25 protein-coding genes are annotated in these 23,702 nt (G+C 73.6%); 16 read left to right on the forward strand and 9 right to left on the reverse strand.

The features are described from left to right. Nucleotides 1–22 precede the first annotated feature (22 nt). A complete protein-coding gene (locus tag K8W59_RS05555) occupies nt 23–1,261 on the forward strand; it encodes a hypothetical protein (RefSeq protein WP_223397825.1) in 1,239 nt (412 codons plus the stop codon). Here K8W59_RS05555 and K8W59_RS05560 read toward each other — a convergent pair. Beyond that, nucleotides 1,258–3,045, reverse strand: coding sequence for an AMP-dependent synthetase/ligase (locus tag K8W59_RS05560; protein WP_223397826.1), 1,788 nt, complete (start codon nt 3,043–3,045; stop codon nt 1,258–1,260). The two genes, K8W59_RS05555 and K8W59_RS05560, sit on opposite strands and share 4 nt — an antisense overlap. Nucleotides 3,046–3,100: 55 nt before the next feature. On the opposite strand from K8W59_RS05560, the gene K8W59_RS05565 reads away from it, so the two are divergent. From K8W59_RS05565 to K8W59_RS05585, 5 genes are read left to right on the forward strand one after another with little or no spacing between them, the layout of a single operon-like run. After that, nucleotides 3,101–3,544, forward strand: a complete 444-nt coding sequence (locus tag K8W59_RS05565) for an SRPBCC family protein (protein ID WP_223397827.1) — start codon at nt 3,101–3,103, stop codon at nt 3,542–3,544. 7 nt (nt 3,545–3,551) lie between these two features. Further along, nucleotides 3,552–4,772 (forward strand): ArsA family ATPase, encoded by a 1,221-nt coding sequence (locus tag K8W59_RS05570; RefSeq protein WP_223397829.1) that lies wholly within the window; start codon nt 3,552–3,554, stop codon nt 4,770–4,772. Further along, the gene (locus K8W59_RS05575; protein WP_223397830.1) at nt 4,769–5,191 is read left to right on the forward strand and encodes a hypothetical protein; all 423 of its coding nucleotides are present in this window, start codon (nt 4,769–4,771) and stop codon (nt 5,189–5,191) included. The genes K8W59_RS05570 and K8W59_RS05575 overlap by 4 nt, the downstream gene beginning before the upstream one ends. After that, nucleotides 5,188–6,138 carry an ROK family glucokinase gene (locus tag K8W59_RS05580; protein ID WP_223397831.1) on the forward strand — a complete coding sequence of 317 codons (951 nt, stop codon included), beginning with the start codon at nt 5,188–5,190 and terminating at the stop codon, nt 6,136–6,138. The genes K8W59_RS05575 and K8W59_RS05580 overlap by 4 nt, the downstream gene beginning before the upstream one ends. After that, on the forward strand, nt 6,135–7,118 hold the full coding sequence (locus tag K8W59_RS05585; protein WP_223397832.1) for an ROK family protein: 984 nt from the start codon (nt 6,135–6,137) through the stop codon (nt 7,116–7,118). Before K8W59_RS05580 ends, K8W59_RS05585 begins: the two co-directional genes overlap by 4 nt. Before the next feature lie 144 nt (nt 7,119–7,262). Here the strand turns inward: K8W59_RS05585 and K8W59_RS05590 are convergent, their stop codons facing one another. Then, nucleotides 7,263–7,685, reverse strand: coding sequence for a hypothetical protein (locus tag K8W59_RS05590; RefSeq protein ID WP_223397833.1), 423 nt, complete (start codon nt 7,683–7,685; stop codon nt 7,263–7,265). 46 nt (nt 7,686–7,731) lie between these two features. Beyond that, nucleotides 7,732–8,499, reverse strand: coding sequence for an alpha/beta hydrolase (locus K8W59_RS05595; RefSeq protein WP_223397834.1), 768 nt, complete (start codon nt 8,497–8,499; stop codon nt 7,732–7,734). Between the two features lie 118 nt (nt 8,500–8,617). Between K8W59_RS05595 and K8W59_RS05600 the strand changes: the two genes are divergently transcribed. The 7 genes from K8W59_RS05600 (at nt 8,618) to K8W59_RS05630 (ending at nt 13,907) form a co-directional block, all read left to right on the forward strand. Then, nucleotides 8,618–9,376, forward strand: a complete 759-nt coding sequence (locus K8W59_RS05600) for a lysophospholipid acyltransferase family protein (RefSeq protein WP_223397835.1) — start codon at nt 8,618–8,620, stop codon at nt 9,374–9,376. 47 nt (nt 9,377–9,423) lie between these two features. Beyond that, complete coding sequence (macS, locus tag K8W59_RS05605; protein ID WP_223397836.1) at nt 9,424–10,545, forward strand: MacS family sensor histidine kinase; 1,122 nt, start codon at nt 9,424–9,426, stop codon at nt 10,543–10,545. Next, entirely contained in the window at nt 10,542–11,063 is a 522-nt protein-coding gene (locus K8W59_RS05610; protein WP_223397838.1) for a flavin reductase family protein, read from the forward strand. The genes macS and K8W59_RS05610 overlap by 4 nt, the downstream gene beginning before the upstream one ends. A gap of 23 nt (nt 11,064–11,086) precedes the next feature. Further along, a complete protein-coding gene (locus K8W59_RS05615) occupies nt 11,087–11,722 on the forward strand; it encodes a response regulator (protein ID WP_223399742.1) in 636 nt (211 codons plus the stop codon). Further along, nucleotides 11,706–12,188: a GNAT family N-acetyltransferase gene (locus K8W59_RS05620; RefSeq protein WP_223397839.1), complete on the forward strand. Its 483-nt coding sequence runs from the start codon at nt 11,706–11,708 to the stop codon at nt 12,186–12,188. The genes K8W59_RS05615 and K8W59_RS05620 overlap by 17 nt, the downstream gene beginning before the upstream one ends. Next, nucleotides 12,185–13,066, forward strand: coding sequence for a hypothetical protein (locus K8W59_RS05625; RefSeq protein WP_223397843.1), 882 nt, complete (start codon nt 12,185–12,187; stop codon nt 13,064–13,066). Before K8W59_RS05620 ends, K8W59_RS05625 begins: the two co-directional genes overlap by 4 nt. Nucleotides 13,067–13,175: 109 nt before the next feature. Next, entirely contained in the window at nt 13,176–13,907 is a 732-nt protein-coding gene (locus tag K8W59_RS05630) for an EcsC family protein (RefSeq protein WP_223397846.1), read from the forward strand. A gap of 76 nt (nt 13,908–13,983) precedes the next feature. Here the strand turns inward: K8W59_RS05630 and K8W59_RS05635 are convergent, their stop codons facing one another. After that, the gene (locus K8W59_RS05635; protein ID WP_223397848.1) at nt 13,984–14,613 is read right to left on the reverse strand and encodes a DUF1028 domain-containing protein; all 630 of its coding nucleotides are present in this window, start codon (nt 14,611–14,613) and stop codon (nt 13,984–13,986) included. Between the two features lie 20 nt (nt 14,614–14,633). Next, the gene (locus K8W59_RS05640) at nt 14,634–15,851 is read right to left on the reverse strand and encodes a pyrophosphate--fructose-6-phosphate 1-phosphotransferase (protein ID WP_223397850.1); all 1,218 of its coding nucleotides are present in this window, start codon (nt 15,849–15,851) and stop codon (nt 14,634–14,636) included. A 126-nt stretch (nt 15,852–15,977) separates the two neighbouring features. Here K8W59_RS05640 and K8W59_RS05645 point away from each other — a divergent pair, with 126 nt between their 5' ends. Then, complete coding sequence (locus tag K8W59_RS05645) at nt 15,978–17,462, forward strand: APC family permease (protein ID WP_223397852.1); 1,485 nt, start codon at nt 15,978–15,980, stop codon at nt 17,460–17,462. A gap of 62 nt (nt 17,463–17,524) precedes the next feature. Here K8W59_RS05645 and K8W59_RS05650 read toward each other — a convergent pair whose 3' ends face one another. Further along, nucleotides 17,525–18,568 (reverse strand): S8 family peptidase, encoded by a 1,044-nt coding sequence (locus tag K8W59_RS05650; protein ID WP_223397855.1) that lies wholly within the window; start codon nt 18,566–18,568, stop codon nt 17,525–17,527. A gap of 107 nt (nt 18,569–18,675) precedes the next feature. Between K8W59_RS05650 and K8W59_RS05655 the strand changes: the two genes are divergently transcribed. Then, the gene (locus K8W59_RS05655; RefSeq protein WP_223397857.1) at nt 18,676–20,049 is read left to right on the forward strand and encodes a class II 3-deoxy-7-phosphoheptulonate synthase; all 1,374 of its coding nucleotides are present in this window, start codon (nt 18,676–18,678) and stop codon (nt 20,047–20,049) included. 26 nt (nt 20,050–20,075) lie between these two features. Continuing rightward, nucleotides 20,076–21,074 (forward strand): threonine aldolase family protein, encoded by a 999-nt coding sequence (locus K8W59_RS05660; protein WP_223397858.1) that lies wholly within the window; start codon nt 20,076–20,078, stop codon nt 21,072–21,074. On the opposite strand, the gene K8W59_RS05665 is transcribed toward K8W59_RS05660, so the two are convergent. From K8W59_RS05665 to K8W59_RS05675, 3 genes are read right to left on the reverse strand one after another with little or no spacing between them, the layout of a single operon-like run. Beyond that, on the reverse strand, nt 21,055–21,534 hold the full coding sequence (locus K8W59_RS05665) for a GNAT family N-acetyltransferase (protein WP_223397859.1): 480 nt from the start codon (nt 21,532–21,534) through the stop codon (nt 21,055–21,057). The genes K8W59_RS05660 and K8W59_RS05665 overlap by 20 nt on opposite strands. A 24-nt stretch (nt 21,535–21,558) precedes the next feature. After that, on the reverse strand, nt 21,559–22,458 hold the full coding sequence (locus tag K8W59_RS05670) for a DMT family transporter (protein WP_223397860.1): 900 nt from the start codon (nt 22,456–22,458) through the stop codon (nt 21,559–21,561). After that, complete coding sequence (locus K8W59_RS05675; RefSeq protein WP_223397861.1) at nt 22,455–23,372, reverse strand: deoxyribonuclease IV; 918 nt, start codon at nt 23,370–23,372, stop codon at nt 22,455–22,457. Before K8W59_RS05675 ends, K8W59_RS05670 begins: the two co-directional genes overlap by 4 nt. Nucleotides 23,373–23,702 lie beyond the last annotated feature (330 nt).

Raw genomic sequence — 23,702 nt, forward strand, 5'->3', positions numbered from 1 at the left:
GGCCGGTCGCTCACGATGGTGGGTGGCCGGCCTCGTGCTGTTGGTGCTCGCCCTGGCGGCGGGGGCCTTCGCCCTCCTGCGTGAGGACACCTACGAGGCGGACCCCGACGCCCCGAGCGCGGCCGGACCGCAGCCGGCGCTGGCGGCGGGCGCCCTGGAGCGCCTCGAGGCCGCTCTCCGCTCCGGCGACCCGCGCGCCGCCTCGGAGACGGCGGCGTCCGGCGATCCGGCGGCCGCCGATCGACTGGCGGGGGTGGCGCGGGCCGCCCGGCGACTGGAGCTAACCGACGTCTCGATGCGCTATCTCAGCGAGGCCGGCGCGACCAGCGGGCGTGGCGCCTGGCCGGCCACGGTCGAGCTCACCTGGCGGATCCCAAGGGTCGATCGTTCGGTGGCGCGCACCGAGATCGAGGTCGGCTTCGCCGCCGCCGACGGCGCGGTGGGCATCACCGGGCTCGGAGGCGGAGAGGGCCGGAGCCCGGTCTGGCTCGACGGCACCGCGCGGGTCGAGCGCGTGGAGGAGTCGGCGGTGCTGGTCGTCGCGGACGCGTCGCCGGAGCGCAGGCGGGCCTACGCCGAGCTGGTACGGCGCGCCGTGCCCGCCGTCCGCTCCGCGCTCCCGGGCTGGGACGGCGGGGTGGCGGTCGAGGTGCCGGCCACGGCGGACGGCGTGGACGCGGTGCTGGGCGAGCCCCCGGGGACCTACGCCCGGATCGCCGCCGTGACCGGCTCCGCCGACGGCTCGACCGGCCCGCGGGCGCCGGTGCGGGTCGTGGTGAACCCCGACCAGATGGACGCGCTCGGCCGGGTCGGGCAGCAGGTGGTGATGACCCACGAGGTCGCGCACGTGGCGAGCGGGGCCGCGACCTCCCAGCGCCGGGCGCCCGCCTGGCTGGTCGAGGGGTTCGCGGACGTGGTCGCGCTGCGCGACGTCGACCTCCCGCTGTCGCGGACGGCGGGGCAGGTCGCGGCGCAGGTCCGCCGGAGCGGCCTGCCGGACGCGCTGCCCGATGACGCGCAGTTCGACACCGTCACCGGGCCCCACCTCGGTGCCGCCTACGAGTCCGCCTGGCTGGCCGCGCAGGTGATCGCGGACGGTGCGGGCATGCGGGGGCTGACCGGCGTCTACCGCGCGACCGAGGCCGGGGTGCCGCTGGACCGGGCCCTGCGCGAGCACGCCGACATGACCGAGGCCGAGCTGGTGCGGCAGTGGCGGGCGCGCCTGGCCGAGGTGGCCCGGCGTACCGACGGGGCGTCCTAGCCGGCGTACAGCGCGGCGACGTCGTCCTTGAACTCGCGGAGCACCACGTTGCGGCGCAGCTTCAGGCTCGGGGTGAGCTGGCCGCCCTCCTCGGTCCACTCCTCGGTGAGGATGTGGAACTTCCGGATCGACTCGGCCTGGGAGACCGCACGGTTGGCGTCGTCGACGGCTGCCTGGACCTCCGCCACGACGTCGGGGTCGTCGACCAGGTCGTCGACCCGGGTGGGCTTGCCGCGCTGCTTGGCCCACTCGGCCAGGTGCTCTCGGTCCAGGGTGACCAGCGCGGCGATGAAGGGCTGGCCGTCGCCCACGACCAGGCACTGGTCGACCAGTGCGTGCGCCCGGACCCGGTCCTCCAGCACCGCGGGGGAGACGTTCTTGCCGCCCGCGGTCACCAGGATCTCCTTCTTCCGGCCGGTGATCCGGACGAAGCCCTCGTCGTCGACCTCGCCGAGGTCGCCGGTGTGGAACCAGCCGTCGCGCTCGAGGCTCTCCCGGGTCGCCTCCTCGTTGCCCCAGTAGCCCGCGAAGACCTGGCCGCCGCGGAAGAGCAGCTCGCCGTCGTCGGCGACCCGGACCGCGGTGCCCTGCATCGGGCGGCCCACGGTGCCGACCCGCTGCGCGTCGGGGGTGTTGAACGCCAGGGCCGCGGTCGTCTCGGTCAGCCCGTAGCCCTCCAGCACCGAGACGCCGATGCCCCGGTAGAAGTGCCCCAGCCGCTCGCCGAGCGGCGCGCCGCCGGAGATCGCGTAGCGGCACTGGCCGCCCAGCGCGTCGCGCAGCCGGGCGTAGACCAGCCGGTCGAACAGCGCGTGCCGCGCCCGCACCGGCAGCGGCACCCGCCCGCGCTCGACACCGCGCGACCAGGCGATCGCGGTGTCCACGGCGCGCCCGAAGATCCGGCCCTTGCCGTCCGCGGTGGCGCGCTGCGAGGCGGTGTTGAAGACCTTCTCGAAGACCCGCGGCACCGCCAGGATGAAGGTCGGCCGCACCGTGGACAGGTCGTCCATCAGCGTCTTGATGCCCGCGGTGTGGGCCAGCGGCACGCGGCGCTGCACACAGCCGATCTGGATGATCCGGGCGAACACGTGCGCCAGCGGGAGGAAGAGCAGGGTGCGCGCCTCGCCCTCGAAGAGGGTGTCCAGCTCCTCGGTGGCCACGCCCAGCTCGAACATGAAGTTGCCGTGGGTGAGCATGCAGCCCTTGGGGCGGCCGGTGGTGCCGGAGGTGTAGATCAAGGTGGCGAGGTCGAGCGGGGTGGCGGTGGTGCGCCGCTCCTCCAGCTCCGCGTCCTCGATGCCGGCGCCGAGCCCGGCGAGGGAGGCGACGGCGCGGTCGTCGATCGACCACACCTGGCGCAGCTCCTCCAGGTCGGCACGCACCTCGGCGATCCGGGTGAGGTGCTCCCGGTTCTCCGCGACCACGGCGACCGCGCCGGAGTCCCGGAGGATCCAGCCGACCTGCTCGGTCGAGGAGGTCTCGTAGATCGGCACCGTCGCCGCGCCGGCGAACCAGATGGCGTAGTCGAACAGCGTCCACTCGTAGCGGGTCCGGGAGAGCAGGGCCACCCGGTCGCCGGGCTGCACTCCGGAGGCGATCAGCCCCTTGGCGACCTCGCCGACCTCGGCGAGGAACTCGGCGGCGGTCACGTCGGCCCAGCCCTCCGCCGTACGCCGGGAGAAGACCACCGCCTCGGGGGCCTCGGCGGCGTTGCGGACGACGTCGTCGGTCAGGTTGCCCGTCTGGGGGACATCGACCGTCAAAGGGGTGGAGAACTCACGCACGCGGGCACGTTACCGCCGCGGAGGGTGTCCGTGGGGGTCGGGTACGCTCCCGCCCATGGCCGAGCAGACCGAGTCCTCGATCGTGGTCCAGGCGCCCCCCGCGGCGGTCATGGCCGTCATCGGCGACTTCCCGGCCTACCCCGAGTGGGCCAAGGGCGTGCGGGTCGCCGAGGTGCGGGAGGAGTACGACGACGGCTGGGCGCGCGAGGTGTTCTTCCAGCTCGACGTGCCCCCGATCAAGGACGAGTACACGCTGGCCTACGACTGGGACGGCGACCGCGAGGTCACCTGGCACCTGGTCGACGGCACGATCCTCAAGGCGCTGGACGGCGCCTACGTGCTGCGCGACCTCGGCGACGGGTCGACCGAGGTGACCTACCGCCTGGCGCTCGACGTGACCATCCCGCTGATCGGCATGCTCAAGCGCAAGGGCGAGAAGATCCTCATCGACACCGCACTCAAGGGCCTGAAGAAGCGCGTCGAGTCGCTCGAGCGCTGAGCCACCCGTGACCCGCATCGTCCTCTTCACCGGCAAGGGCGGCGTCGGCAAGTCGACCGTGGCCGCCGGCACGGCGGCGCTGGCGGCGCAGGCCGGCCACCGGACGCTGGTGCTCTCCACCGACGCGGCGCACTCGCTCGCCGACGCGTTCGCCCTGGTCGACGCCGGCTCGGAGCCGGCCGAGGTCGCGCCCGGCCTGTGGATGCAGCAGGTCGACGCCCAGCGGCGCTTCGAGGCCTCCTGGGCCGACATCCAGCGCTACCTCCTCTCGGTGCTCGACGTGGCCGGGGTGGACCCGGTGGCCGCCGAGGAGCTCACGGTGCTGCCCGGGGCCGAGGAGGTGCTGGCCCTGCTCGCGCTGCGCGAGCAGGTGCTGGAGGGCGCCTGGGACGTCGTGGTCGTCGACTGCGCGCCGACCGCCGAGACCCTGCGCCTGCTGGCACTCCCCGAGGCGCTGGGGTGGTACATGAGCCGGGTCTTCCCGGCGCAGCGGCGAATCGTGCGGGCGCTCAAGCCGGTGCTCACCCGGGCCGCCGGCGCCCCGATGCCCGACGACTCCGTCTTCGACGCGCTCGAGCGGCTGCACGGCGAGCTGGAGGAGGTGCGGCAGCTGCTGAGCGGCCCGGAGGCGAGTGTGCGCGTGGTCCTCACGCCGGAGAAGGTGGTCCTGGCCGAGGCCCGTCGGGCGTACACGACGCTGTCGCTGTTCGGCTACCGCGTGGACGGGGTGGTCGCGAACCGGGTCTTCCCCGCGGAGGGCGCCGACCCGTGGCGGGCCGGCTGGGTCGCCGCGCAGGCCGAGGTGCTGGGCGAGGTCGCGGAGTCCTTCGCCTCGCTGCCGGTGTGGCGCTCGCCGTACCGCACCGGGGAGCCGGTCGGCGTGCCGGCGGTGCGCGAGGTGGCCGAGGAGCTGTACGGCGGCGCCGACCCCGTCGCCACCCCGACCGGTCGCAGCCCGCTCGCGGTCCGGCGTACTCGCGGCGGAGCCTCCGTGCTGCGCCTGGCGCTCCCGGGTGTGGACAGCGCCGATGTCGACCTCGCCCGGAACGGCGACGACCTGGTGGTGACCGTGGGGTCCTATCGTCGTCTCCTGACCCTGCCCCAGGGGCTGGCCCGGCTGCGGGTCGCCGCGGCGCGGGTGGAGGACGGTGAGCTGCGGGTGCGGTTCACTGAGCAGGACGCGGGGACGCGTCCGGAGCAGACAGTCAGGAGCGCGGAGGGCCAGTGAGCGAGCACGACGACCGGGAGGCGGTGGGCAGCCTCGGCGAGGAGGCCGCACGGCTGATGGACGCGCTCGCCGGCTGGGCCCGCGAGCAGGGCCACGAGGTCGGGGACGGGGTGAGCGGTCTCGCCGACGCCGCGGTGGACGCCGCGCGCCGGGTCGACGACCACATCGCCACGGGCGCCGAGGAGTGCCGCTGGTGCCCGGTGTGCCGCGTGGTGCATGCGGTCCGGGAGACCAGCCCCGAGGTGCGCGCCCACCTGGCCACGGCCGCGACCTCGCTGCTGCACGCGGCCGCCGGCCTGGTGGCCACCACGGTCCCGAGGGACGAGGAGCCCGGTTCCCGGATCGAGCACATCGGCGTGGACGGGCCGGGCGACCCCCTCGAGGACGAGGACGGCGAGGACTGGGAGGACCAGACATGAGCGGGGACAGGACCGCGATCGGGATCGACGTCGGCGGCACCAAGATCGCCGGCGGCGTCGTCGACGTGCGGGGCAGGATCCTGGTCGAGTACCAGGTCGAGTCGCCGGCCACGGACTCCGAGGCCATCGAGGACTCCATCGCCGAGCTCGTGGGGCGGCTGCGGGCCGAGCACGACGCCGCCACGGTCGGGGTCGGAGCCGCGGGCTACGTCGACCAGCACCGGGCGACGGTGATGTTCGCCCCCAACATCGCCTGGCGCGACGTGGACCTCAAGGCCGAGCTGGAGGAGCGGATCGACCTGCCCGTCGTGGTGGAGAACGACGCGAACGCCGCCGCCTGGGGCGAGTTCGCCTTCGGCGCCGGCAAGGACATCGACGACCTGCTCCTGCTCACGATCGGCACCGGCGTGGGCGGCGGGATCGTCAAGGACGGCGAGCTCTACCGCGGCGCGTTCGGCGTCGCCGCCGAGGTGGGTCACCTGCGGGTGGTTCCCGGCGGGCGGATCTGCGGCTGCGGCAACCGCGGCTGCCTGGAGGCCTACGGCAGCGGCTCGGCGCTGGTGAAGATCGCCAAGGAGGAGATCGCCGAGGGATCGCTGCTGGCGCGCAACCTGGTGGACCTCGCCGGCGGCGATCCGGACGCGGTCACCGGGCCGCTGATCACCGGCGCGGCCGAGGACGGCGACCTCTTCGCCCGCGAGCAGCTGGCGAACCTCGGACGCTGGATCGGCGAGGCGATCGCCTCGCTCACCGCCGTCCTCGACCCGGCGATGACGGTGATCGGCGGAGGCGTCTCCCGCGCGGGGGACCTGCTCCTCGAGCCGATCCGCCAGGCCTTCGGCCAACAGCTCACCGGCCGCGGCCACCGACCTGTCCAAGAGATCACACTGGCGCGCCTCGGCAACCGCGCCGGCATGATCGGAGCCGCCGACCTGTCCCGCCGGTGAGGGGGAGCGGACCCGTCGTCATCGGCGTCGACGTCGGTGGCAGCAAGGTGCTGGCGGGCGAGGTCGACGAGCACGGACGGATCGTCGACGAGGTCAAGCTGACCACGCCCGGTCGCCGGGTGGAGGTCTCGATCGTCGAGGACACCCTGCTGGAGGCGGTCGCGCAGGTGGCCGACGGCCGGATCATCGACGCCGTCGGCGTGGCCGCCGCCGGGTTCGTCGACGTCGACCGCCAGCGGGTGCTCTTCGCCCCGCACCTGCCCTGGCGCGGGGAGCACCTGATCGACCGGCTCTCCGCCCGCTTCGGCGCACCCGTCGTGCTCGACAACGATGCCAACTGCGCGGCCGTCGCCGAGGGGGAGTACGGCGCCGCCGGAGGGGCCTCCTCCGTCGTGGTGCTGACGCTCGGCACCGGCATCGGCGGCGCGCTCCTGGTCAACGGCGAGCTGTGGCGGGGGGTGAACGGCATGGCCGGCGAGTTCGGCCACATGCAGATGGTCCCCGACGGCCTGCGCTGCGAGTGCGGCGGTGTGGGCTGCTGGGAGCAGTACTGCTCGGGCAAGGCACTGGTCCGCGACGCCCGCGCCCGGGTCGCCCAGGAGACCTCCTCGATGATGTGGGCCCTCTGCGACGGCATCCCCGACGAGCTGACCGGGCCGATGGTCACCGAGGCCGCGCATGCGGGCGACCGGGTGGCGCTCGCCTCCTTCGGCGCGATCGGCCAGTGGCTCGGCATCGGGCTGGCCAACATCGTGGCCGCGATGGACCCCGAGCGCCTGGTCGTCGGCGGCGGCGTCTCCGACGCCGGCGAGGCCCTGCTCCGCCCGGCCCGACGCGCCCTGCAACGCTCGCTGGTGGCCGGCTCGGAGCGGACCGTCGACGGGGCACGGGTCCGGGTGGTGCCGGACATCACCCCGGCCACGCTGGGCCCCGAGGCGGGGCTCGTCGGAGCCGCCGTACTCGCCCGGCAGCTGCTGTAGGTGCATCAATCGCCCGGTCAGGGTGGTTGTGGGTGCATGAATTGCCCGGTCGGGGTGGTGGTGGGTGCATCAATTGCCCGGTCGGCGGGTGGTGGGTGCATCCATTGCCCGGTCGGGGTGGTGGTGGGTGCAGGGAATGCCCGGTCAGACCTGGGCGCCGTCGTCCCAGGGGTCGCGCGGGCCGTGGGGCATGGTCCAGACCAGATAGCCGAAGCCGCCGAGGAACGCCACGACGAGCGTCCAGGCGCCCCAGCCGGGGAGATAGGTGCCGGTCAGCAGGAAGACCAGGAGCAGCAGCGGGCTGCCGACGACGCCGAGCCAGGCCAGGCCGCGCGGACCGCGGGGCCGCGGCAGCGGCGGGGGAGGCGGAGGGACGAAGCGCTCCTCCGGAGCGTCCAGCACCGTCGAGGGGGGTGGCTCCTCCGGCGGGTACACCGCCTCGGCCTCGGGCTCCTCGTCCGGGTCGGACGCGGGCTCGTCGGCGACCGGCTCGTCCTCCAGCCGGGCGCGCTCGCCGTAGTTCGCGACGATCTCCCGCCAGGCGGCGTCCTCGTCCTGCTCCCTCACGCCGACAACGGTAGGTGCTGCCCGGTCACCGCACCACCGGTCCGGGTCAGGCGGTGACCCGGGCGACGAAGTCGGCGGTCTCGGAGGAGATCGCGTCCGCGTCGTGGTCGAGGGTCGCGACGTGGAAGCTGTTCTCCAGCAGCCGCTCGGTGACGTCGGTCGAGGACACCGAGGAGGTGATGATCCGTCCCGACGACGGGTCGACGACGTGGTCCTCCACGGACCGGAACATCAGGATCGGGGCGCGCACCCGCCCCAGGTCGGCCCGCAGCGCCCGCCAGCCCTGCATCATCGAGTGCGCCGCTTTCAGCGGCGTGCGGGGGTAGGCGCGCTCGTCCTGCCCCTCCTTCTTGATGTCGTTGGCGATCGCGGGGAAGGCCGGCACCACCCACTTCAGCACCGGCAGCGCCTTGACGTCGCGGCGGGTGGTGTTGACCGCGGGGTTGACCAGCGCGATGCCGGCGACGTCGTCGGGCCGGTCCGCGGCGAGCCGCAGCACCAGGCCGCCGCCGAGCGAGAGCCCGGCCACGACGACCGCGTCGTTGGCGGCGTGCAGGGAGTCGAAGGCCCGCCGGACCTCGCCGTACCAGTCGTCCCAGCCGGTCCCGTTGAGCTCGCGCCAGGAGGTGCCGTGGCCGGGCAGGAGCGGCACCTCGACGGCGTAGCCGCGTCCGGCCAGGTGCTCGGCCCAGGCACGCACCGACCACGGGCTGCCGGTGAACCCGTGCTGCACGAGGACCCCGATCCGGCGGCCGCCGGTCAGCTCGGGCCGGGCGGGGGCGGAGTGGGGTGCGAGGTCGGGGTGGATCGGCATGGCGGCATTGTTCACCACGGAGCGCGAGATCGGACGATCCGAGGGTGGGGCGAGCCGCGCGAGGGGGCTAGGGTGCTGGCGTGGAGAGGCCGGCGCGGCATCAGCGAGGAGGACCCCGGTGTTCTACTGGTTCCTGAAGTGGATCGCGATCGGTCCGGTGCTGCGGCTGGTCTTCCGCCCGGTCGTCGAGGGCGCCGACAACGTGCCCGACACCGGGCCCGCGATCCTGGCCAGCAACCACCTGTCCTACGCGGACTGGCTGTTCATGCCGCTGACGCTGAACCGCCGGGTCACCTTCGTGGCCAAGGCGGAGTACTTCACCACGCCCGGCATCAAGGGCTGGTTCCAGCGCAAGTTCTTCTCCGGCGCCGGCCAGGTGCCGATCGACCGGACCAGCGGCTCGACCGCCGAGGGCGCGCTGTCCAGCGCCAAGACCCTGCTCGCCGACGGGGAGCTGTTCGGGATCTACCCCGAGGGCACCCGGTCCCACGACGGTCGGCTCTACCGCGGCCGCACCGGTGTCGCCCGGCTGGCCCTGGAGACCGGCGTGCCGGTGATCCCGGTCGCGGTCGTCGGGACCGACGTCGTGGCTCCGCCGGGCAAGAAGTTCGGCCAGTGGACCCGCCCGCACGTGCGCTTCGGCAAGCCGCTCGACTTCTCCCGGTACGAGGGACTCGAGGGCGACCGGTTCATCCTCCGCTCGGTCACCGACGAGATCATGTACGCCCTGATGCGGCTCTCCGACCAGGAGTACGTCGACATGTACGCCCCGCAGGCCAAGGAGCTGGCGAAGGCGGAGAAGGCCGAGAAGCCGGAGGCGCCGGACCCGGTCGACCCGGAGCCGGGCCCGGCCGGGGAGCAGAGGAAGGCGTCCTGACCGGCACGCTCACCGAGCCGCTCTGGGACCAGCCCGCCGCGGTCTCGGTGCGGGACCGGCTGCTCAAGGCGGTCGCGGTGCTGCGGATCGTGGTGCTGCTCAACTCGGTCGGGATCAACCTCTACCGCTTCGACACCTTCCGCAGCCCCGCGGTGGGCGTCGCCGCGATCGCGGCCCTGGTGCTGTGGACCGCCGTCGCGATCTGGGCCTACGCCGAGGAGAGACGCCGTACGGCGCCCCTGCTGATCGGCGACCTCGCCGTTGCCTGCGGCCTGATCCTGGTCTCGCCGGTGCTCAAGGGCGATGAGCTGAGGGCGACCGTCCCCGGCTTCATGGTGATGGGGGCGCTCATCGCCTGGGCCATCTGTTGGCGGACCTGGGGCGGCCTGATCGCCGCGGCCGCGCTCTCCACGTGCGACATCGCCGTACGGGACACCTTCACCCAGTCCAACTACGGCAACGTGTTCCTGCTGATGATCGGCGGGCCGATCATCGGCTACATGTGCGAGCAGCTCTACAGCTCGGCCGCGCGTCGTGACCGGGCCGAGCGCGCCGCGGCGGCCGCCGCCGAGCGCACCCGCCTGGCGCGGGCCGTGCACGACGGTGTGCTCCAGGTGCTCGCGCTGGTGCAGCGGCGCGGCGCCGAGCTGGGCGGCGACCTGGGCGACCTCGGCCGGATGGCGGGGGAGCAGGAGAGCGCCCTGCGGGCGCTGATCCGCAGCCAGGACGCGCTGTCGGAGACCGACACCCCGCAGGGCCGCGCCACGACCGGCGACCTGGCCGGCCGGCTGCAGCGCTGGGAGTCCCAGCCCGCGCCCCGGACCCAGGTGTCCGGCCCGTCCGGGGCCGTGCCCCTCCCGGCGGGCGTGGTGGAGGAGGTGGACGCCGTGGTGGGGCAGTGCCTGTCCAACATCCGCCACCACGTCGGTGCCGACGCGCCCGCGTGGGTCCTGGTGGAGGACGTGGGGAGCACCGTGCTCGTCACCGTCCGCGACGCCGGGCCCGGGATCCCGGAGGGCCGGCTGGCGGCCGCCGCCGACGAGGGACGGCTGGGCGTCGCGGAGTCGATCTGCGGCCGGATGCGCGACCTGGGCGGCGAGGCCCGGGTCACCACCGGCTCGTGGGGCACCGAGTGGGAGCTGGAGATCCCGAGGAGGGCCGAGCCGTGACGATCCACTCCGACCATCCGTTCGCCACCCCCGAGGACGACCGCGACCTGGCCCGGCGGCTGCGCGGCCGGCTCGGTGGGGCGGTGACGCTCTGGACCACCGGCGAGGGGCGCGAGCGAGCCGGGCTGACGGTCTCCTCGCTGCTGGTGGCTCTCGGGGAGCCGGCGTACCTCCTCGGGCTGGTCGACCCCGACTCGGAGCTCGCCGACGCGCTGGACGAGGGCTCGCGCTGCGTCGTGCAGCTGCTGGAGTGGCGGCACCGGGGTCTGGCCGAGCAGTTCGCGGGGATGATGCCCGCTCCCGGCGGGGTGTTCGCCGCTGCGGCGTGGGAGGACATCGAGGCGGGGCCTCGACTGGCCGACTCCGCGACCTGGGCGGCGTGCACGGTCACCGGGCTGCGCACGATCGGTTGGTCCTTGGAGGTCCAGGCCCGGATCGACCGGATCGAGCTCGGCACCGACGACGAGCCGCTGGGTCACCGACGCGGCCGCTACGTGCGGCTAGGGTCGGAGCCGTGAACGACGCGGCTCCGGTCCGGGTGATGGTGGTCGACGACCACCCGATGTGGCGCGACGCGGTCGAGCGCGACCTCGAGGCGGCCGGCTTCAGTGTGGTGGGCGTGGCCGCCGACGGCGGCGAGGCGGTGGCCCGGTTCGGTGCCTGCCGGCCTCAGGTCGTCGTACTGGACCTGCAGATCCCCGCCCCGTCGGGCGTCGAGGTGACCGAGACGGTGCTGCGACAGGACCCCTCCGCGCGGGTGCTGATCCTGTCCGCGTCCGGCGAGCAGGCCGACGTGCTCGCGGCGGTGAAGGCCGGCGCGACGGGCTACCTGGTGAAGTCGGCCTCCCGGGAGGAGCTGATCGACGCGGTGCGCCGGGTGGCGCGCGGAGACACGGTCTTCACCCCGGGCCTGGCCGGCCTGGTGCTCGGCGAGTTCCGCCGGCTCTCCGACCCCGCCGCCGACGACGGCCTCCCGCAGCTCACCGAGCGGGAGACCGAGGTGCTCAAGATGGTCGCGAAGGGGATGAGCTACAAGCAGATCGCCGAGCGGCTGGTGCTGTCCCACCGGACGATCCAGAACCACGTCCAGAACACCCTGCGCAAGCTGCAGATGCACAACCGGGTCGAGCTGACCCGCTGGGCCATCGAGCAGGGCCTCGATGACGACGACGAGTGAGTTCCGCACGGCCGGCCCCGGGGACGCCGAGGCGCTGACGGTGCTGGAGCGGGACGCGAACCTGGTCGCCCTGGCCCACGTGTTCCCGCCCGAGCAGCACGCCTATCCCTTCGCCGACGTCCGGGCGCGGTGGCGCACGACGCTGGCCGACCCGGCGGTGACGGTGCGGGTCGTCGAGGGAGCCGATCGCCTGGAGGCGTACGTCGCTCACGACGCCACCACCGTGCGGCACCTCGCGGTGCACCCGGAGCGGTGGGGCCGCGGGCTCGCCCGGGCCGCGGTGGATCTGGCCGTCGCGAGCATCCGGGCCGGTGGCGCCGTGCCGCGGCTGTGGGTGCTGGAGGCCAACCACCGGGCGCGCGGCCTCTACGAGCACCTCTCCTGGGAGCCGACCGGCGTGCGCCGCGCCTCGGAGTGGCCGCCGTACCCCGTGGAGCTGGAGTACGAGCTGCGGAGCCCCCGATGAGCGAGGACCCCCTGCTCGCGGTGGCCGACGAGCTCTACGCGCTCCCGCTGGCCGAGTTCACCGCCGCGCGCGACGCCGAGGCGAAGGCGCACAAGGCCGACAAGGGACTGGCGGGTCGGGTCAAGGCGCTGCGGAAGCCGTCCGTGGCGGCCTGGGTGGTGAACCTGCTGACCCGGCGCGAGTCCGACCAGGTGGCGCAGCTGCTGGCGGTGGGCGAGGCGCTGCGCGCCGCCCAGGAGGGGATGGACGCCGGCCAGCTGCGGGAGCTGACCAAGCAGCGCCGCGCGGTCACGGCCGCGGTGGCCGGCCGGGCCCGCGGGCTCGCGATTGCCGAGGGACAGCGTCCGACCGCCGCGGTGCTGCAGCAGGTCGAGGACACCCTCACCGCCGCGATGCTGGACTCCGGAGCCGCCGCCGCGGTGCGGTCGGGGCTGCTGGTGACCGGGCTGCGGGCCGCCGGGCTGGACCCGGTCGACGCGGCCGCCGCGGTCGCCGTCCCCGAGGCGCTCGGCTTCACCGCGCAGCCGCGCGAGGCACCCGCGCCCGAGCCGCCGTCGCTGCACGTCGTACGCCGTCCCGAGGCCGACCGCGAGGAGGCCGAGCAGGCGCTCGCTGAGGCGGAGGAGGCGCTCGCGCGACGCGCGGTCGAGCTGGAGGAGGCCGCCGCCGACGTCTCGCGGGTGGAGGCCCGGGAGCTGCAGCTGTCGGCCGAGATCGACGAGGCCAAGCGCCGGCTGGCCGAGCTGGAGGAGCAGCTGGACCGGGCCGAGGAGGAGCTCGCCGAGGCGGAGGAAGCGCGGGACGAGGCCGAGCAGGCGGCGGCCGACGCGACCCGCTCCCGCGACGACGCCCGGAAGCGGCTCGACGCCCTCGAGTGACGGCTCCGGCTCGGGAGGACCCCTATGGGGGAGTACGCCGCGCGCCGGCATGCCTACGATGACGCTGACCGCGCGCCCACCCCGGGCGCCTGACCACCACAGGAGAGTCATGGGACTGTTCGACCTGCTGAAGCCGAAGCAGAAGGGTGTCCAGGAGACCCGCTCGGCGCTGGACGCCGCCGACGACGGGACGGCCGACGACGGCGTCGTGGGCGGCCTGGTCACCCGCATCCTGGCCATGGGCCTCGACGGCGTCGGCCCGCTCGACTCCGCGCGCGCGGTCGCCGACGAGGCGCTGCGCGAGTCCGGCGGCGATGTCGACAAGGCGGTGCGCAAGGTCGCGCGCACGCACCTGGTCGGCGGCGCGGTCGGCGGCTTCGCCACGGGCCTGGGCGGGTTCGTCACCATGCCGGTCGCCCTGCCGGTCAACGTGCTGGAGTTCTACGTCCAGGCCGCCCGGATGGTCGGTGCGGTCGCCGCCCTGCGCGGCTACGACATCAGCGACCCGCGGATCCGTACGGCGATCGCGCTCACCCTGGTCGGGTCCGACGCCGACGAGATCCTCAACCGCGCCGGGCTGAGCACCGGCGCCGGCCGGCTCACCACCACCGCGCTGCGGGGCCTGCCGCCGACCGCGATGCTGATGGTGAACAAGGCGGTCGGCTTCCGGCTGATCAAGGGCGTCGGCACCAAGGCGTTCGCGCGCTTCGGCCGCGGTGTCCCGGTCGCCGGCGGCGTCGTGGGGGGTGCGATCGACGGCTGGATGATGAAGAAGATCGGGGACGCCGCGATCAAGGAGTTCCCGCCGCGCGCGGCCGGCTCGGCGGCCGGCGGCGCCTGAGACGCATCCACGCCACAACGTCATGCGCCCCGGGGAAGCGGTTCCCCGGGGCGCATGACGTTGTGAGGCGGGTGGGTCAGTCGGCCGCTTGCTGCTGGAGGGCGAGCAGCCGCTCGAGCTCGGACACCGGGTCGGTGTGGTCGTCGACCCGCAGGTCGACGGCGAGGTCGTCGAGGCCGCCGTACCCCGCGTCCTCGCGGACCACGAGGAGGGCGGCGGACTGCCGGCCGCGGCGGTCGCCCCCGGCCTCGTCGCCGGCGCGCAGCGCGGCGAGCAGCCGCTCGGCGAACGGACGGTCGGCCGAGGAGAGCCAGGCGTCCTCCATGGCGGTCAGGACCTGCTCCCCGGCCAGGATGTTGCCCTGTACGGCGTATCCGGGACCCGTCCGCGACCCGGCCCAGTCGATGCAGTCGGCGCCCGTGTGCGAGGCGGCCTGCCCCTCGACGTCGACGATCCCGACCTGGCGGACCTCCCGGTCGGGGTCCTCCTCGAGCAGGCGCTCCAGGGCGATCTCGGCGGTCGCGCCCTCGTCGAGGTGGGCCAGCGCCAGCCCCTTGTAGGCGACGTTGGCCTCGGCCTGGGTCGCGATGGCGCCGACACCCGCGACGGCCGCGGGCACGGGGCTGCCAACGGCGAGCAACTTCGAGGCGACGGCCACGCCCCAGGACTCGCCGTCGTCGGATCGGGCCACGATGGAGAAGGTCACGGGGACGACCCTAGGGGCTCTCAGCCGACGAGCTCACCCATGGGCTGGCCGATCCGCTCCATCATCGAGCGGAACCACGGCTGCGAGGGGTCGAAGGGCTTGTGCCCGGCGATCCGCTCGAACTCGATGCACCGCAGCTCGTCGCCCCGCGCCTCGTCGTTGCCGATGACGCCGGCCTCACCGCGCCGTGCGCAGGCGACCGCGAGGTCGGCCATCTCGCGGATCAGGGCGAGGTCCTCGTCGTTGGCGGCGGCGGAGCGGGAGAAGTATCCGGACTTCTGCACCATCTGCTTCTCCGCGCCGATCCGCTGGGCGAACTGCTTCGCGAACCACTTGCCCGGGTTGATCGTGTCGAGCTTCACGTGGCCGAACGGGTCGCGCTCCACCTCGACGCCCTCGCTCTGCAGCTCCTCGATGATCTCGGGGACGCCGGCGCCCTCGGAGAGGAAGATGTTCACGCAGTCGTTCTCGTCCATCAGCGCGCCGAGGCGGGCCGCCTCGGCCTCGAGGTCGATGGCGACCTCGGGGATGTAGAGCGCGTGGATGTCCCACTTCTCCGGCGTGAGTCCGATCGAGGGCAGCCACTCCTGCCGGTCGTGCCAGGCCAGGTAGTCGCGCGCCGCGGCGGCGGCCAGCCACCCGCTGTTGCGGCCCATCACCTCGTGCACGATCAGCATCCGCGGGCTCGACCCGTGCTCGGCGAGCACGTGCTGGGCGAACGCGGACGCCTCCTGCGCGGCGGTCAGCGCGCCGAGGCTCTGGCGGATGGGGACGATGTCGTTGTCGATGGTCTTGGGCAGGCCGACGACGGTCAGGTCGACGTCGTTCTCGCGGAGGTACGCCGCGAGGTCGGCCGCGGCGGTGTTGGTGTCGTCGCCGCCGATGGTGTGGAGCACCGACACGCCGTCCTCCTGAAGCCGCCGGGCGGCGACCTCCAGGGCGGTCTCGTCGGGCCCGATCAGCCCGCGGCGCCGGTTGTCCTCGTCGTTGGTGAGCTTGACCCGGCTGTTGCCGATCGGGGACCCGCCGAAGCGGTCCAGGACGGCGATGTCACGCCGTGCCTGCTCGTCCACCACGATGCTGTCCCCGGTGAGCAGGCCGTGGTAGCCGTGCCGGTAGGCCACGATCTCCACCTCAGGCGCGGCCGCGGTCCAGCCCTGGACCAGGGCACCCACGGCGGCGGAGAGGCACGGCGCGTACCCGCCGGCGGTCAGCATCGCGACACGAGGTGCAACCATGCCTTCCAGAGTAGTTAGATCGATCCAAGAATGGAAAGATCCGGGCGTCCCCGCACGCCTGCTGGTCACCTGCCGGTGATGTGGGTCACGATGAGTCACTATCTGCACCCGGAAGGGGAGAACCTGATGAGTTCGACCACGTCATCGGAGCATCCGGCGAACGACGCACCCGACACGCCGGAGCTCAAGCGCGTCCTCGGGCCCAAGCTGCTGCTGCTGTTCATCGTCGGCGACATCCTCGGCGCCGGCATCTACGCCGTCACCGGGACCATGGCCGCCGGCGTGGGCGGGATCGTCTGGCTGCCGTTCCTGCTCGCCTTCGTCGTCGCCACGATGACCGCCTTCTCCTATCTCGAGCTGGTGACGAAGTACCCCCAGGCCGCGGGTGCCGCGCTCTACACCCACAAGGCGTTCGGGATCCACTTCGTCACCTTCCTGGTCGCCTTCGCCGTGGTCTGCTCCGGCATCACCAGCGCCTCGACCTCGGCCAACACGCTGGCCCAGAACCTCTTCGGCGGGCTCGCGGTCAACGGCATCTGGAGCGACGAGACCGCCGACGGCATCGTCAGCACGGTGCCCAGCGGCGTGATGATCACGGTGGCGATGGCGTTCATGCTGCTGCTGGCGGCGATCAACCTGATCGGCGTCGGCGAGAGCGTGAAGTTCAACGTCGTGCTCACGCTGGTCGAGATGACCGCGCTGTTCATCGTCATCGGGGTCGGCTTCTACGCCCTGAGCCAGGGCGGCAACAACGTCGGCGAGCTCGTCACCTTCCGCGACGGCGGCGACAAGGGCATGTTCCTGGCGGTCACCGCGGCGACCTCGATCGCGTTCTTCGCGATGGTCGGCTTCGAGGACTCCGTCAACATGGTCGAGGAGACCAAGGACCCCGAGCGGATCTTCCCCAAGACGATGCTCACCGGCCTCGGCATGGCGGTCATCATCTACATGCTCGTGGCGGTCTCGGTCGTCCTGGTGATCCCGCCGGGCGAGCTGCGCAGCATCGGCGAGGCCGAGGGCGCCGCCCTGCTCGAGGTCGTCTCGGTCGGCGCGCCGGGCTTCCCGATCGACCGGGTCTTCCCGTTCCTGGCCTGCTTCGCGGTGGCCAACACGGCGCTGATCAACATGCTGATGGCCAGCCGGCTGATCTACGGCATGGCCAAGCAGGACGTGCTGCCGCGGCCGCTGGCCGCCGTACTCCCCGTGCGGCGCAGCCCCTGGGCCGGCATCCTCTTCTCCACCCTGCTCGCGCTGGGGCTGATCTACTACGTCGCCCGCGACCCCGACAGCAACATCGTCGCCAACCTCAGCTCGGTGACGGCCTTCCTGCTGCTGTGCGTCTTCGCGATCGTCAACATCGCCTGCATGGTGCTGCGCCGCAAGGAGGCCAACACGCAGTTCAAGTCGCCCGGCCCGCTGCCGATCGTGGCCGCTGTGCTCTGCATCTTCCTCGCCGGCCCGTGGGTCGACCGGGACGGTGTGGTCTATGAGATCGCGGGCGGCCTGATGCTCATCGGCGTGGTGCTGTGGGCGTTCACCTGGTTCACCAACCGGGCGTTCTTCGCCAAGCGCACGGGCTTCCGGGACCCCGACCACATCGAGCACGACTGACCGGACCGCACGCACGAGGGCCCGCCGGCGATCGCCGGCGGGCCCTCGTCGCTCGTGGGGGCTCAGGAGGCGGTGGCCGCCTTCGCGTCAACGATGCCGTGGCCGTAGGACGGCGTGAACGCGCCCGTGCCCACCAGCGGGGTGCGCGCGGTGCTGATGATCGCGTCCAGGACGCCCGCGCGGGTGCGGTTCTGGGCGTAGAGCAGCGCCGCCACGCCCGCCACGTGCGGCGTGGCCATCGAAGTACCGGCGTAGTAGTCGTAGTCGCCGTTCACCGAGCCGGTGCCGACCGGGACGGTGGAGACGATGTCCTCCTCCGCGGAGACCAGGCCCTGCCCGCCGGGCGCCGCGACGGCCATCAGGTCCGGCTTGATCGCGCCGTTGGAGAAGTACGACGGCAGCTCGTTGCGGTCGGTCGAGGTGACGCACAGCGCCCCCGCCTCGAAGGAGGGCGTGTCGCAGACCGGGAAGGACTCGTTGCCGGCCGCGGCCACGACCAGGACGCCCCGGGAGGTGGCGTAGGCGATCGCGTCCTTGACGCTGGACTCCACGCCGGTGATGGTCAGCGCCTGGAAGCCGGGCATCGCCCCGAGGCTGAGGTTCACGACGTCGGCGCCGTTGTCGGCGGCGTAGCGGATGCCGGTGGCGATCTCCTCGAAGGAGCCGGAGCCGTCCTCGAGCGCCTTGATCGGCATCACCTTCGCGTCCGGGGCCACCCCGGCCACGCCGCGGCCGTTGTCGGTGACCGCCGCGATGGTGCCCGCCACGTGGGTGCCGTGGCTGTCGGCGGGCTGCGCCTCGCCGTCCATGCCGACCCAGTCCCCGTTGCCGCAGGTGGCCCGCTGGGCGCCGCACCCGACGGTGGTGACGCCCGGCACCAGGTTGGCCTGGAGGTCGGGGTGGTCGAGGTCCACGCCGGAGTCGACGACGGCGACGACCGAGCCGGCGCCCGTGCTCGCGGGCCAGGCCTGCTCGGCGCGGATCTGGTCCAGGCCCCACTCCTTGGGCCGCAGGGGGTCGTTGGTCGCCGCCTGTGCGGGAGCGGCCGCGACGGCGGCCAGCGTGAGGCCGGCGGCGGCCGCGAGGAGTCGGTTCTTCAGGCGCATGGTTGCCCTTCGGTCGGGTGATCGGTCGATGGGGGACCAACGCGCGCCGAGGGTCCCGGGTTACGCCGTACGTCGTCCCCGGGCGTCCCGCCCCTCGGCTCGGATAGGTGGCGGGCGCCCGCTCCCCGTACCCTGGGCAGGTGAGCAGTCCCATCCCCGACCTGGCTGCGCTGCAGGCCCTCGGGCCCCTGCAGCAGCCGAGCTACCCCGACCGGGCGGCCGTCGACACGGCGGTGTCCCGGCTGCGCACCATGCCCCCGCTGGTCTTCGCCGGCGAGTGCGACGAGCTGACCGACAAGCTCGCGGCGGTGACCCGGGGGGACGCGTTCCTGCTGGCGGGCGGCGACTGTGCGGAGACCTTCGCCGGCGTGACCGCCGACAACGTGCGCAACAAGCTGCGGGTGCTCCTGCAGATGGCCGTCGTGCTCACCTACGCCGCCTCCGTGCCGGTGGTGAAGCTGGGCCGCCTCGCGGGGCAGTACGCCAAGCCGCGCTCCTCCGACACCGAGACCCGCGACGGCGTCACCCTGCCGGCCTACCGCGGCGACGCGGTCAACGGCTACGAGTTCACCCCCGAGTCTCGGATCCCGGACCCGCAGCGGCTGCTCGACGTCTACCACGCCTCCGCCGCGACGCTGAACCTCGTGCGCGCCTTCGTCACCGGCGGCTACGCCGACCTGCGCCAGGTGCACACCTGGAACACCGACTTCGTCCGCAGCTCCGCCTTCGGCCAGCGCTACGAGAAGATGGCCGACGAGATCGAGCGGGCGCTGACCTTCATGCAGGCCATCGGCGCCGACCCCGACGAGTTCCACCGGGTCGACTTCCACTCCAGCCACGAGGCGCTGCTGCTGGACTACGAGCACGCGATGACCCGGATCGACTCGCGCACCGAGCGCCCCTACAACGTCTCGGGCCACATGGTGTGGATCGGGGAGCGCACCCGCCAGCTCGAGGGCGCGCACGTGGAGTACTTCCGGCACATCCGCAACCCGATCGGTTGCAAGCTCGGGCCGAGCGCGACCGCCGACGACGCGCTGGCGCTCGCCGCGAAGCTGAACCCGGAGAACCAGCCGGGCCGGCTGACCTTCATCACCCGCTTCGGCGCCGAGCGCATCCGCGACGGGCTGCCGCCGCTGGTGGAGAAGGTGACCGCCGAGGGTGTGCAGGTGGCGTGGGTCAGCGACCCGATGCACGGCAACACCTTCGAGGCCTCGACGGGATACAAGACCCGGCGCTTCGACGACGTGCTCGACGAGATCCAGGGCTTCTTCGACGTGCACCGTGCGCTCGGCACCGTCCCGGGAGGGATGATGGTCGAGATGACCGGCGATGACGTCACCGAGATCGTCGGCGGTGGCGAGGAGATCGACGAGGCCCGGCTGGCGCACCGCTACGAGTCGGTCGTCGACCCCCGGCTCAACCGGGTGCAGTCGCTGGAGCTGGCGTTCCTCGTCGCGGAGATGCTCCGCAAGGCCTGAGGTGCCCGGCCGGTAGGTTCGGTGCCGTGATCGACCTGCGCTCCGACACCGTCACCCGGCCCACCGACGCGATGCGCCAGGCGATGGCGCGGGCCGAGGTGGGCGACGACGTCTACGGCGAGGACCCGACCGTGCGCGCCCTGGAGGAGCGGGTCGCGGCCACCTTCGGGCACGAGGCGGCGCTGTTCACCGCGACCGGGTCGCTGGCCAACGTGCTCGCGGTCCGCGGCCTGGTCGGACCCGGCGAGGAGGTGCTCTGCGAGTCCTCGGCGCACATCGCCCGTGCCGAGCTCGGCGCCCACGGGGCGATCGGCGGGGTGACCATGCGCACCTGGACCCACCCGCGCGGCGGGGTGGACGCCGAGTGGCTGCGGCGGCACTTCGCACCCGACCTGGGCCCCTACTTCGTGCCCACCGCCGCGGTGGCGGTGGAGAACACGCACAACTTCGTCGGCGGCACGGTGCTGCCCCTGGAGGACCTGCGGGCGCTGCGCTCCTGGGCCGACGAGGTCGGTACCCGGGTGCACATGGACGGCGCCAGGGTCTGGAACGCGCACATGGCGACCGGCACGCCGCTGGAGGAGTACGGCGCCGCCGTGGACTCCCTCGCCGTGTGCCTCTCCAAGGGCCTGGGCGCCCCGGTGGGCTCGCTCGTCGTGGGGCCCGCCGATCTGGTCGCGGAGGCGCGGGTGTGGCGCAAGCGGCTGGGCGGCGGGATGCGCCAGGCCGGCGTGCTCGCGGCCGCCGGGCTGCACGCGCTGGACCACCATGTCGAGCGGCTGGCCGAGGATCACGCGAACGCCCAGCTGCTCGCCGAGGCCGCCGGCGTGGACCCCGCGCAGGTGGACACCAACATCGTGGTCCTCGAGACCGACGACGCGCCCGGCCTGGTGGCCGCTGCGCGGGAGGAGGGCGTGCTCACGGGGACCGTCGGCCCCCGGGTGGTCCGGCTGGTGACCCACCTGGACGTCTCCCGGGCGGACGCCGAGCGGGCCGCGACCGTCCTCAGCCGGCTGACCAGCTGAAGCGGCGGATCTCCGCGCCCTCGTGCAGGTGTGCCCGCTCGCCGGTGTCGGTGAAGCCGCGGGCCAGGTAGAGCCGCTGGGCGCGCCGGTTCGTGGCGCGGGTCCAGGCGCTGAGGCCGGTCCACCCGGTCCCCGGCGGCGGCTCCTGCAGGGCGCGGACCAGGGCGCTGCCGATGCCGTTGCCCCAGCGGGCGGGGGAGACGAACAGCATGCTGACGTGCCCGCGCTTGGGCTCGCCTGGCAGGGCGTCGCGGTAGGGCTCGGCGACCGCCATGCCGGCCGGCAGGTCGCCGTACATCGCGAGCAGCGGGACGGGCGCTGCGGCGATCTCCGCGGCGGCCCGCTCGCGCCGCTCGTCGCCGGGGGAGCGGTGCAGCGCCCGGAGCGCGTCGGCCCAGATGGTCACCGCGTCGACCCGGTCCTGCTCCGAGGCGATGGGGCGGACGGTCAGGCGGGGCACCGGGTCAGGGTAGAGGGGCGGCGCTCAGACGGCGAGATGCTGGACCTCGGCCTCGACCTTGCGGCGGGGTAGCAGCTCGACGACCAGCATCGCGGTCAGCACCATCAGGCCGCCCAGCAGCATCCGCCGGGACGGGTCCTCGCCCCCGAGGGTGACGGCGAAGAAGGCCGCGAAGACCGGCTCCATGCTCATGATGATCGCGGTCCGGGTCGGCGGCAGGTGCGCCTGCGCCCAGGTCTGACCGAGCATCGCCAGGCCGCCGGCGAAGACCGCCATGTAGATCACCGAGAGCCAGTCCGCGCCGGTCTGGGGGAGCACGACGAAGCGGTCCCCGGTCGGGATGGTGGCGATGAAGCAGAGCACCGAGATCACCCAGATCTGCACGATCGACATGCCCAGCGCCTGGTCGGGGCGGGCCCAGGCGCCGAGCCCGACGATGTGCAGGGCGTAGAGCACCGCGGAGACCAGGGTGATGGCCTCGCCGTACCCGATCGAGAGGCCGTCGAGGGTGAGCACCGCCAGCCCGGCGGTCGCCAGCGCCACGGCGGCCCAGGTCATCGCGGTGATCCGGGTGCGCAGCAGCGCGGCCGCGAGCAGCGGGGTGAGGACGACGTACATCCCGGTGATGAAGCCGCTGACGCTCGCCGGGGTGTGCGCCAGGCCCGCGGTCTGGAGGATCTGCGCGAGGCCGTAGAGCAGGCCCAGCACGAGGGCGTGCCGGCGGGACTCGCGGGTGAGGCGGCCGAGCGCGCGGGGCGCGAGGAGCACCAGGACGACGCCGGCGATCGCGAACCGGACCGCCAGGAAGTCCAGCGTGGGGACGCGGTCGAGCAGGTCGCGGATCAGGTAGAACGTCGAGCCCCACGAGGCGGTCATCGCCAGCAGCGCGGCGGTGGCGAGGAGGGTGGTACGCCGCTCGCTCACCGTCGGCGCCCCTTCGTGCGGTCGCCTCCCGCGTGCAGCTCGTCGCGGATGCCCTGGAGGAGGGCGATCTGGGCGTCGTCGCTGTCCCGGGTGCCGGGGGTCTCCAAGATGAGGGGCACGCCCTCGGTCGCCGGGTGCGCGAGCAGCTCGCGGAAGGCCTCGACGCCGATGTGGCCCTCGCCGATCTTCTGGTGCCGGTCCTTGAAGGCGCCGCGCACGTCCATCGAGTCGTTGGCGTGCACCAGCCGCAGCCGGCCCTTCCCACCGATCTCGACGACCCGGTCCAGCGTGGCCGCCGTACCTCCCGGCTCGTCCAGGGGAGAGCCCGCGGCGAAGACGTGGCAGGTGTCGAGGCAGATCCCGGCCTTGGGGTGGTGCTCCAGGGCGTCCAGGTAGCCCACGAGGTCCTCCACGCCCGCGCACAGGCTGCGGCCCTGCCCGGCGGTCGGCTCGAGCAGCACCCACGGGGCGTCGTCGGCTGAGACCGCGTCGAGGAGGGGCAGCAGCGCCTCGCGAACCTGGGCCATCGCGTCGTCGTACCCGAAGTCGCCGGAGCTGTCGACGAACGACCCGGTGTGCACGACCACGCCCTCCGCGCCGATCTCGGCGGCGCGGCGCAGGTTGTGCGCGACCAGGGCGGTCGAGCGCTCGTAGGTCGCGGCGGTCGGCGAGCCGAGGTTCACCAGGTACGGCGTGTGGATGAACGTCCGCATCCCGCGCTCCCGGGTCTGCTCGCGGAACTGCTCGTCCGCCGCCGGGTCGCCCTTGCTCAGCGCCCAGCCGCGGGGGTTGCCGACGAAGACCTGGATGGTGTCGCAGCCGAGCCGGTCGGCGTCGGCGAGCGCGCCCTTGACCAGGCCCTTCCCGACCTGGACGTGGGTCCCCACGGGGTTGCGGGTCGTGGCGGCGGGCATCCCGCCAATCTAGGTCGGGAGCGGGCGTGCGGCCGAATCAGCGGCCTGCCCCCTGGCCCCATCGCAGTGCGGCGTAGCCACACTGGCAGAACCTCGCTCGGACGGCGGCGCTGAGCGTGCCCGGGGCGGGCAGGCGAGACTTCTGCCAGTGCGAGTACGCCAGCCGCCGCTGGCCCTCGCCGGTCGAGTCCGCCTCTGTCGTTGGTCGAGCTCGTCGAGACCACCACCCGCCGGTCGAGTCCGCCTCTGTCGTTGGTCGAGCTTGTCGAGACCAGTGAGGCGGTCGACCGCTCAGGGCCGACCGCTCAGGGCCGACCGTGGAGTCTGGCT

Origin of the sequence: Nocardioides rotundus (assembly GCF_019931675.1) — a bacterium.
GTDB classification, from domain to species: domain Bacteria; phylum Actinomycetota; class Actinomycetes; order Propionibacteriales; family Nocardioidaceae; genus Nocardioides; species Nocardioides rotundus.

Excerpts from the sequence above, each read along its gene's own strand:
- K8W59_RS05565 (WP_223397827.1), top strand. The coding sequence starts at position 3,101 with ATGGCCGAGCAGACCGAGTCCTCGATCGTGGTCCAGGCGCCCCCCGCG.
- K8W59_RS05580 (WP_223397831.1), top strand. The coding sequence starts at position 5,188 with ATGAGCGGGGACAGGACCGCGATCGGGATCGACGTCGGCGGCACCAAG.
- K8W59_RS05595 (WP_223397834.1), bottom strand. The coding sequence starts at position 8,499 with ATGCCGATCCACCCCGACCTCGCACCCCACTCCGCCCCCGCCCGGCCC.
- K8W59_RS05615 (WP_223399742.1), top strand. The coding sequence starts at position 11,087 with ATGGTGGTCGACGACCACCCGATGTGGCGCGACGCGGTCGAGCGCGAC.
- K8W59_RS05620 (WP_223397839.1), top strand. The coding sequence starts at position 11,706 with ATGACGACGACGAGTGAGTTCCGCACGGCCGGCCCCGGGGACGCCGAG.
- K8W59_RS05625 (WP_223397843.1), top strand. The coding sequence starts at position 12,185 with ATGAGCGAGGACCCCCTGCTCGCGGTGGCCGACGAGCTCTACGCGCTC.
- K8W59_RS05630 (WP_223397846.1), top strand. The coding sequence starts at position 13,176 with ATGGGACTGTTCGACCTGCTGAAGCCGAAGCAGAAGGGTGTCCAGGAG.
- K8W59_RS05640 (WP_223397850.1), bottom strand. The coding sequence starts at position 15,851 with ATGGTTGCACCTCGTGTCGCGATGCTGACCGCCGGCGGGTACGCGCCG.
- K8W59_RS05645 (WP_223397852.1), top strand. The coding sequence starts at position 15,978 with ATGAGTTCGACCACGTCATCGGAGCATCCGGCGAACGACGCACCCGAC.
- K8W59_RS05650 (WP_223397855.1), bottom strand. The coding sequence starts at position 18,568 with ATGCGCCTGAAGAACCGACTCCTCGCGGCCGCCGCCGGCCTCACGCTG.
- K8W59_RS05675 (WP_223397861.1), bottom strand. The coding sequence starts at position 23,372 with ATGCCCGCCGCCACGACCCGCAACCCCGTGGGGACCCACGTCCAGGTC.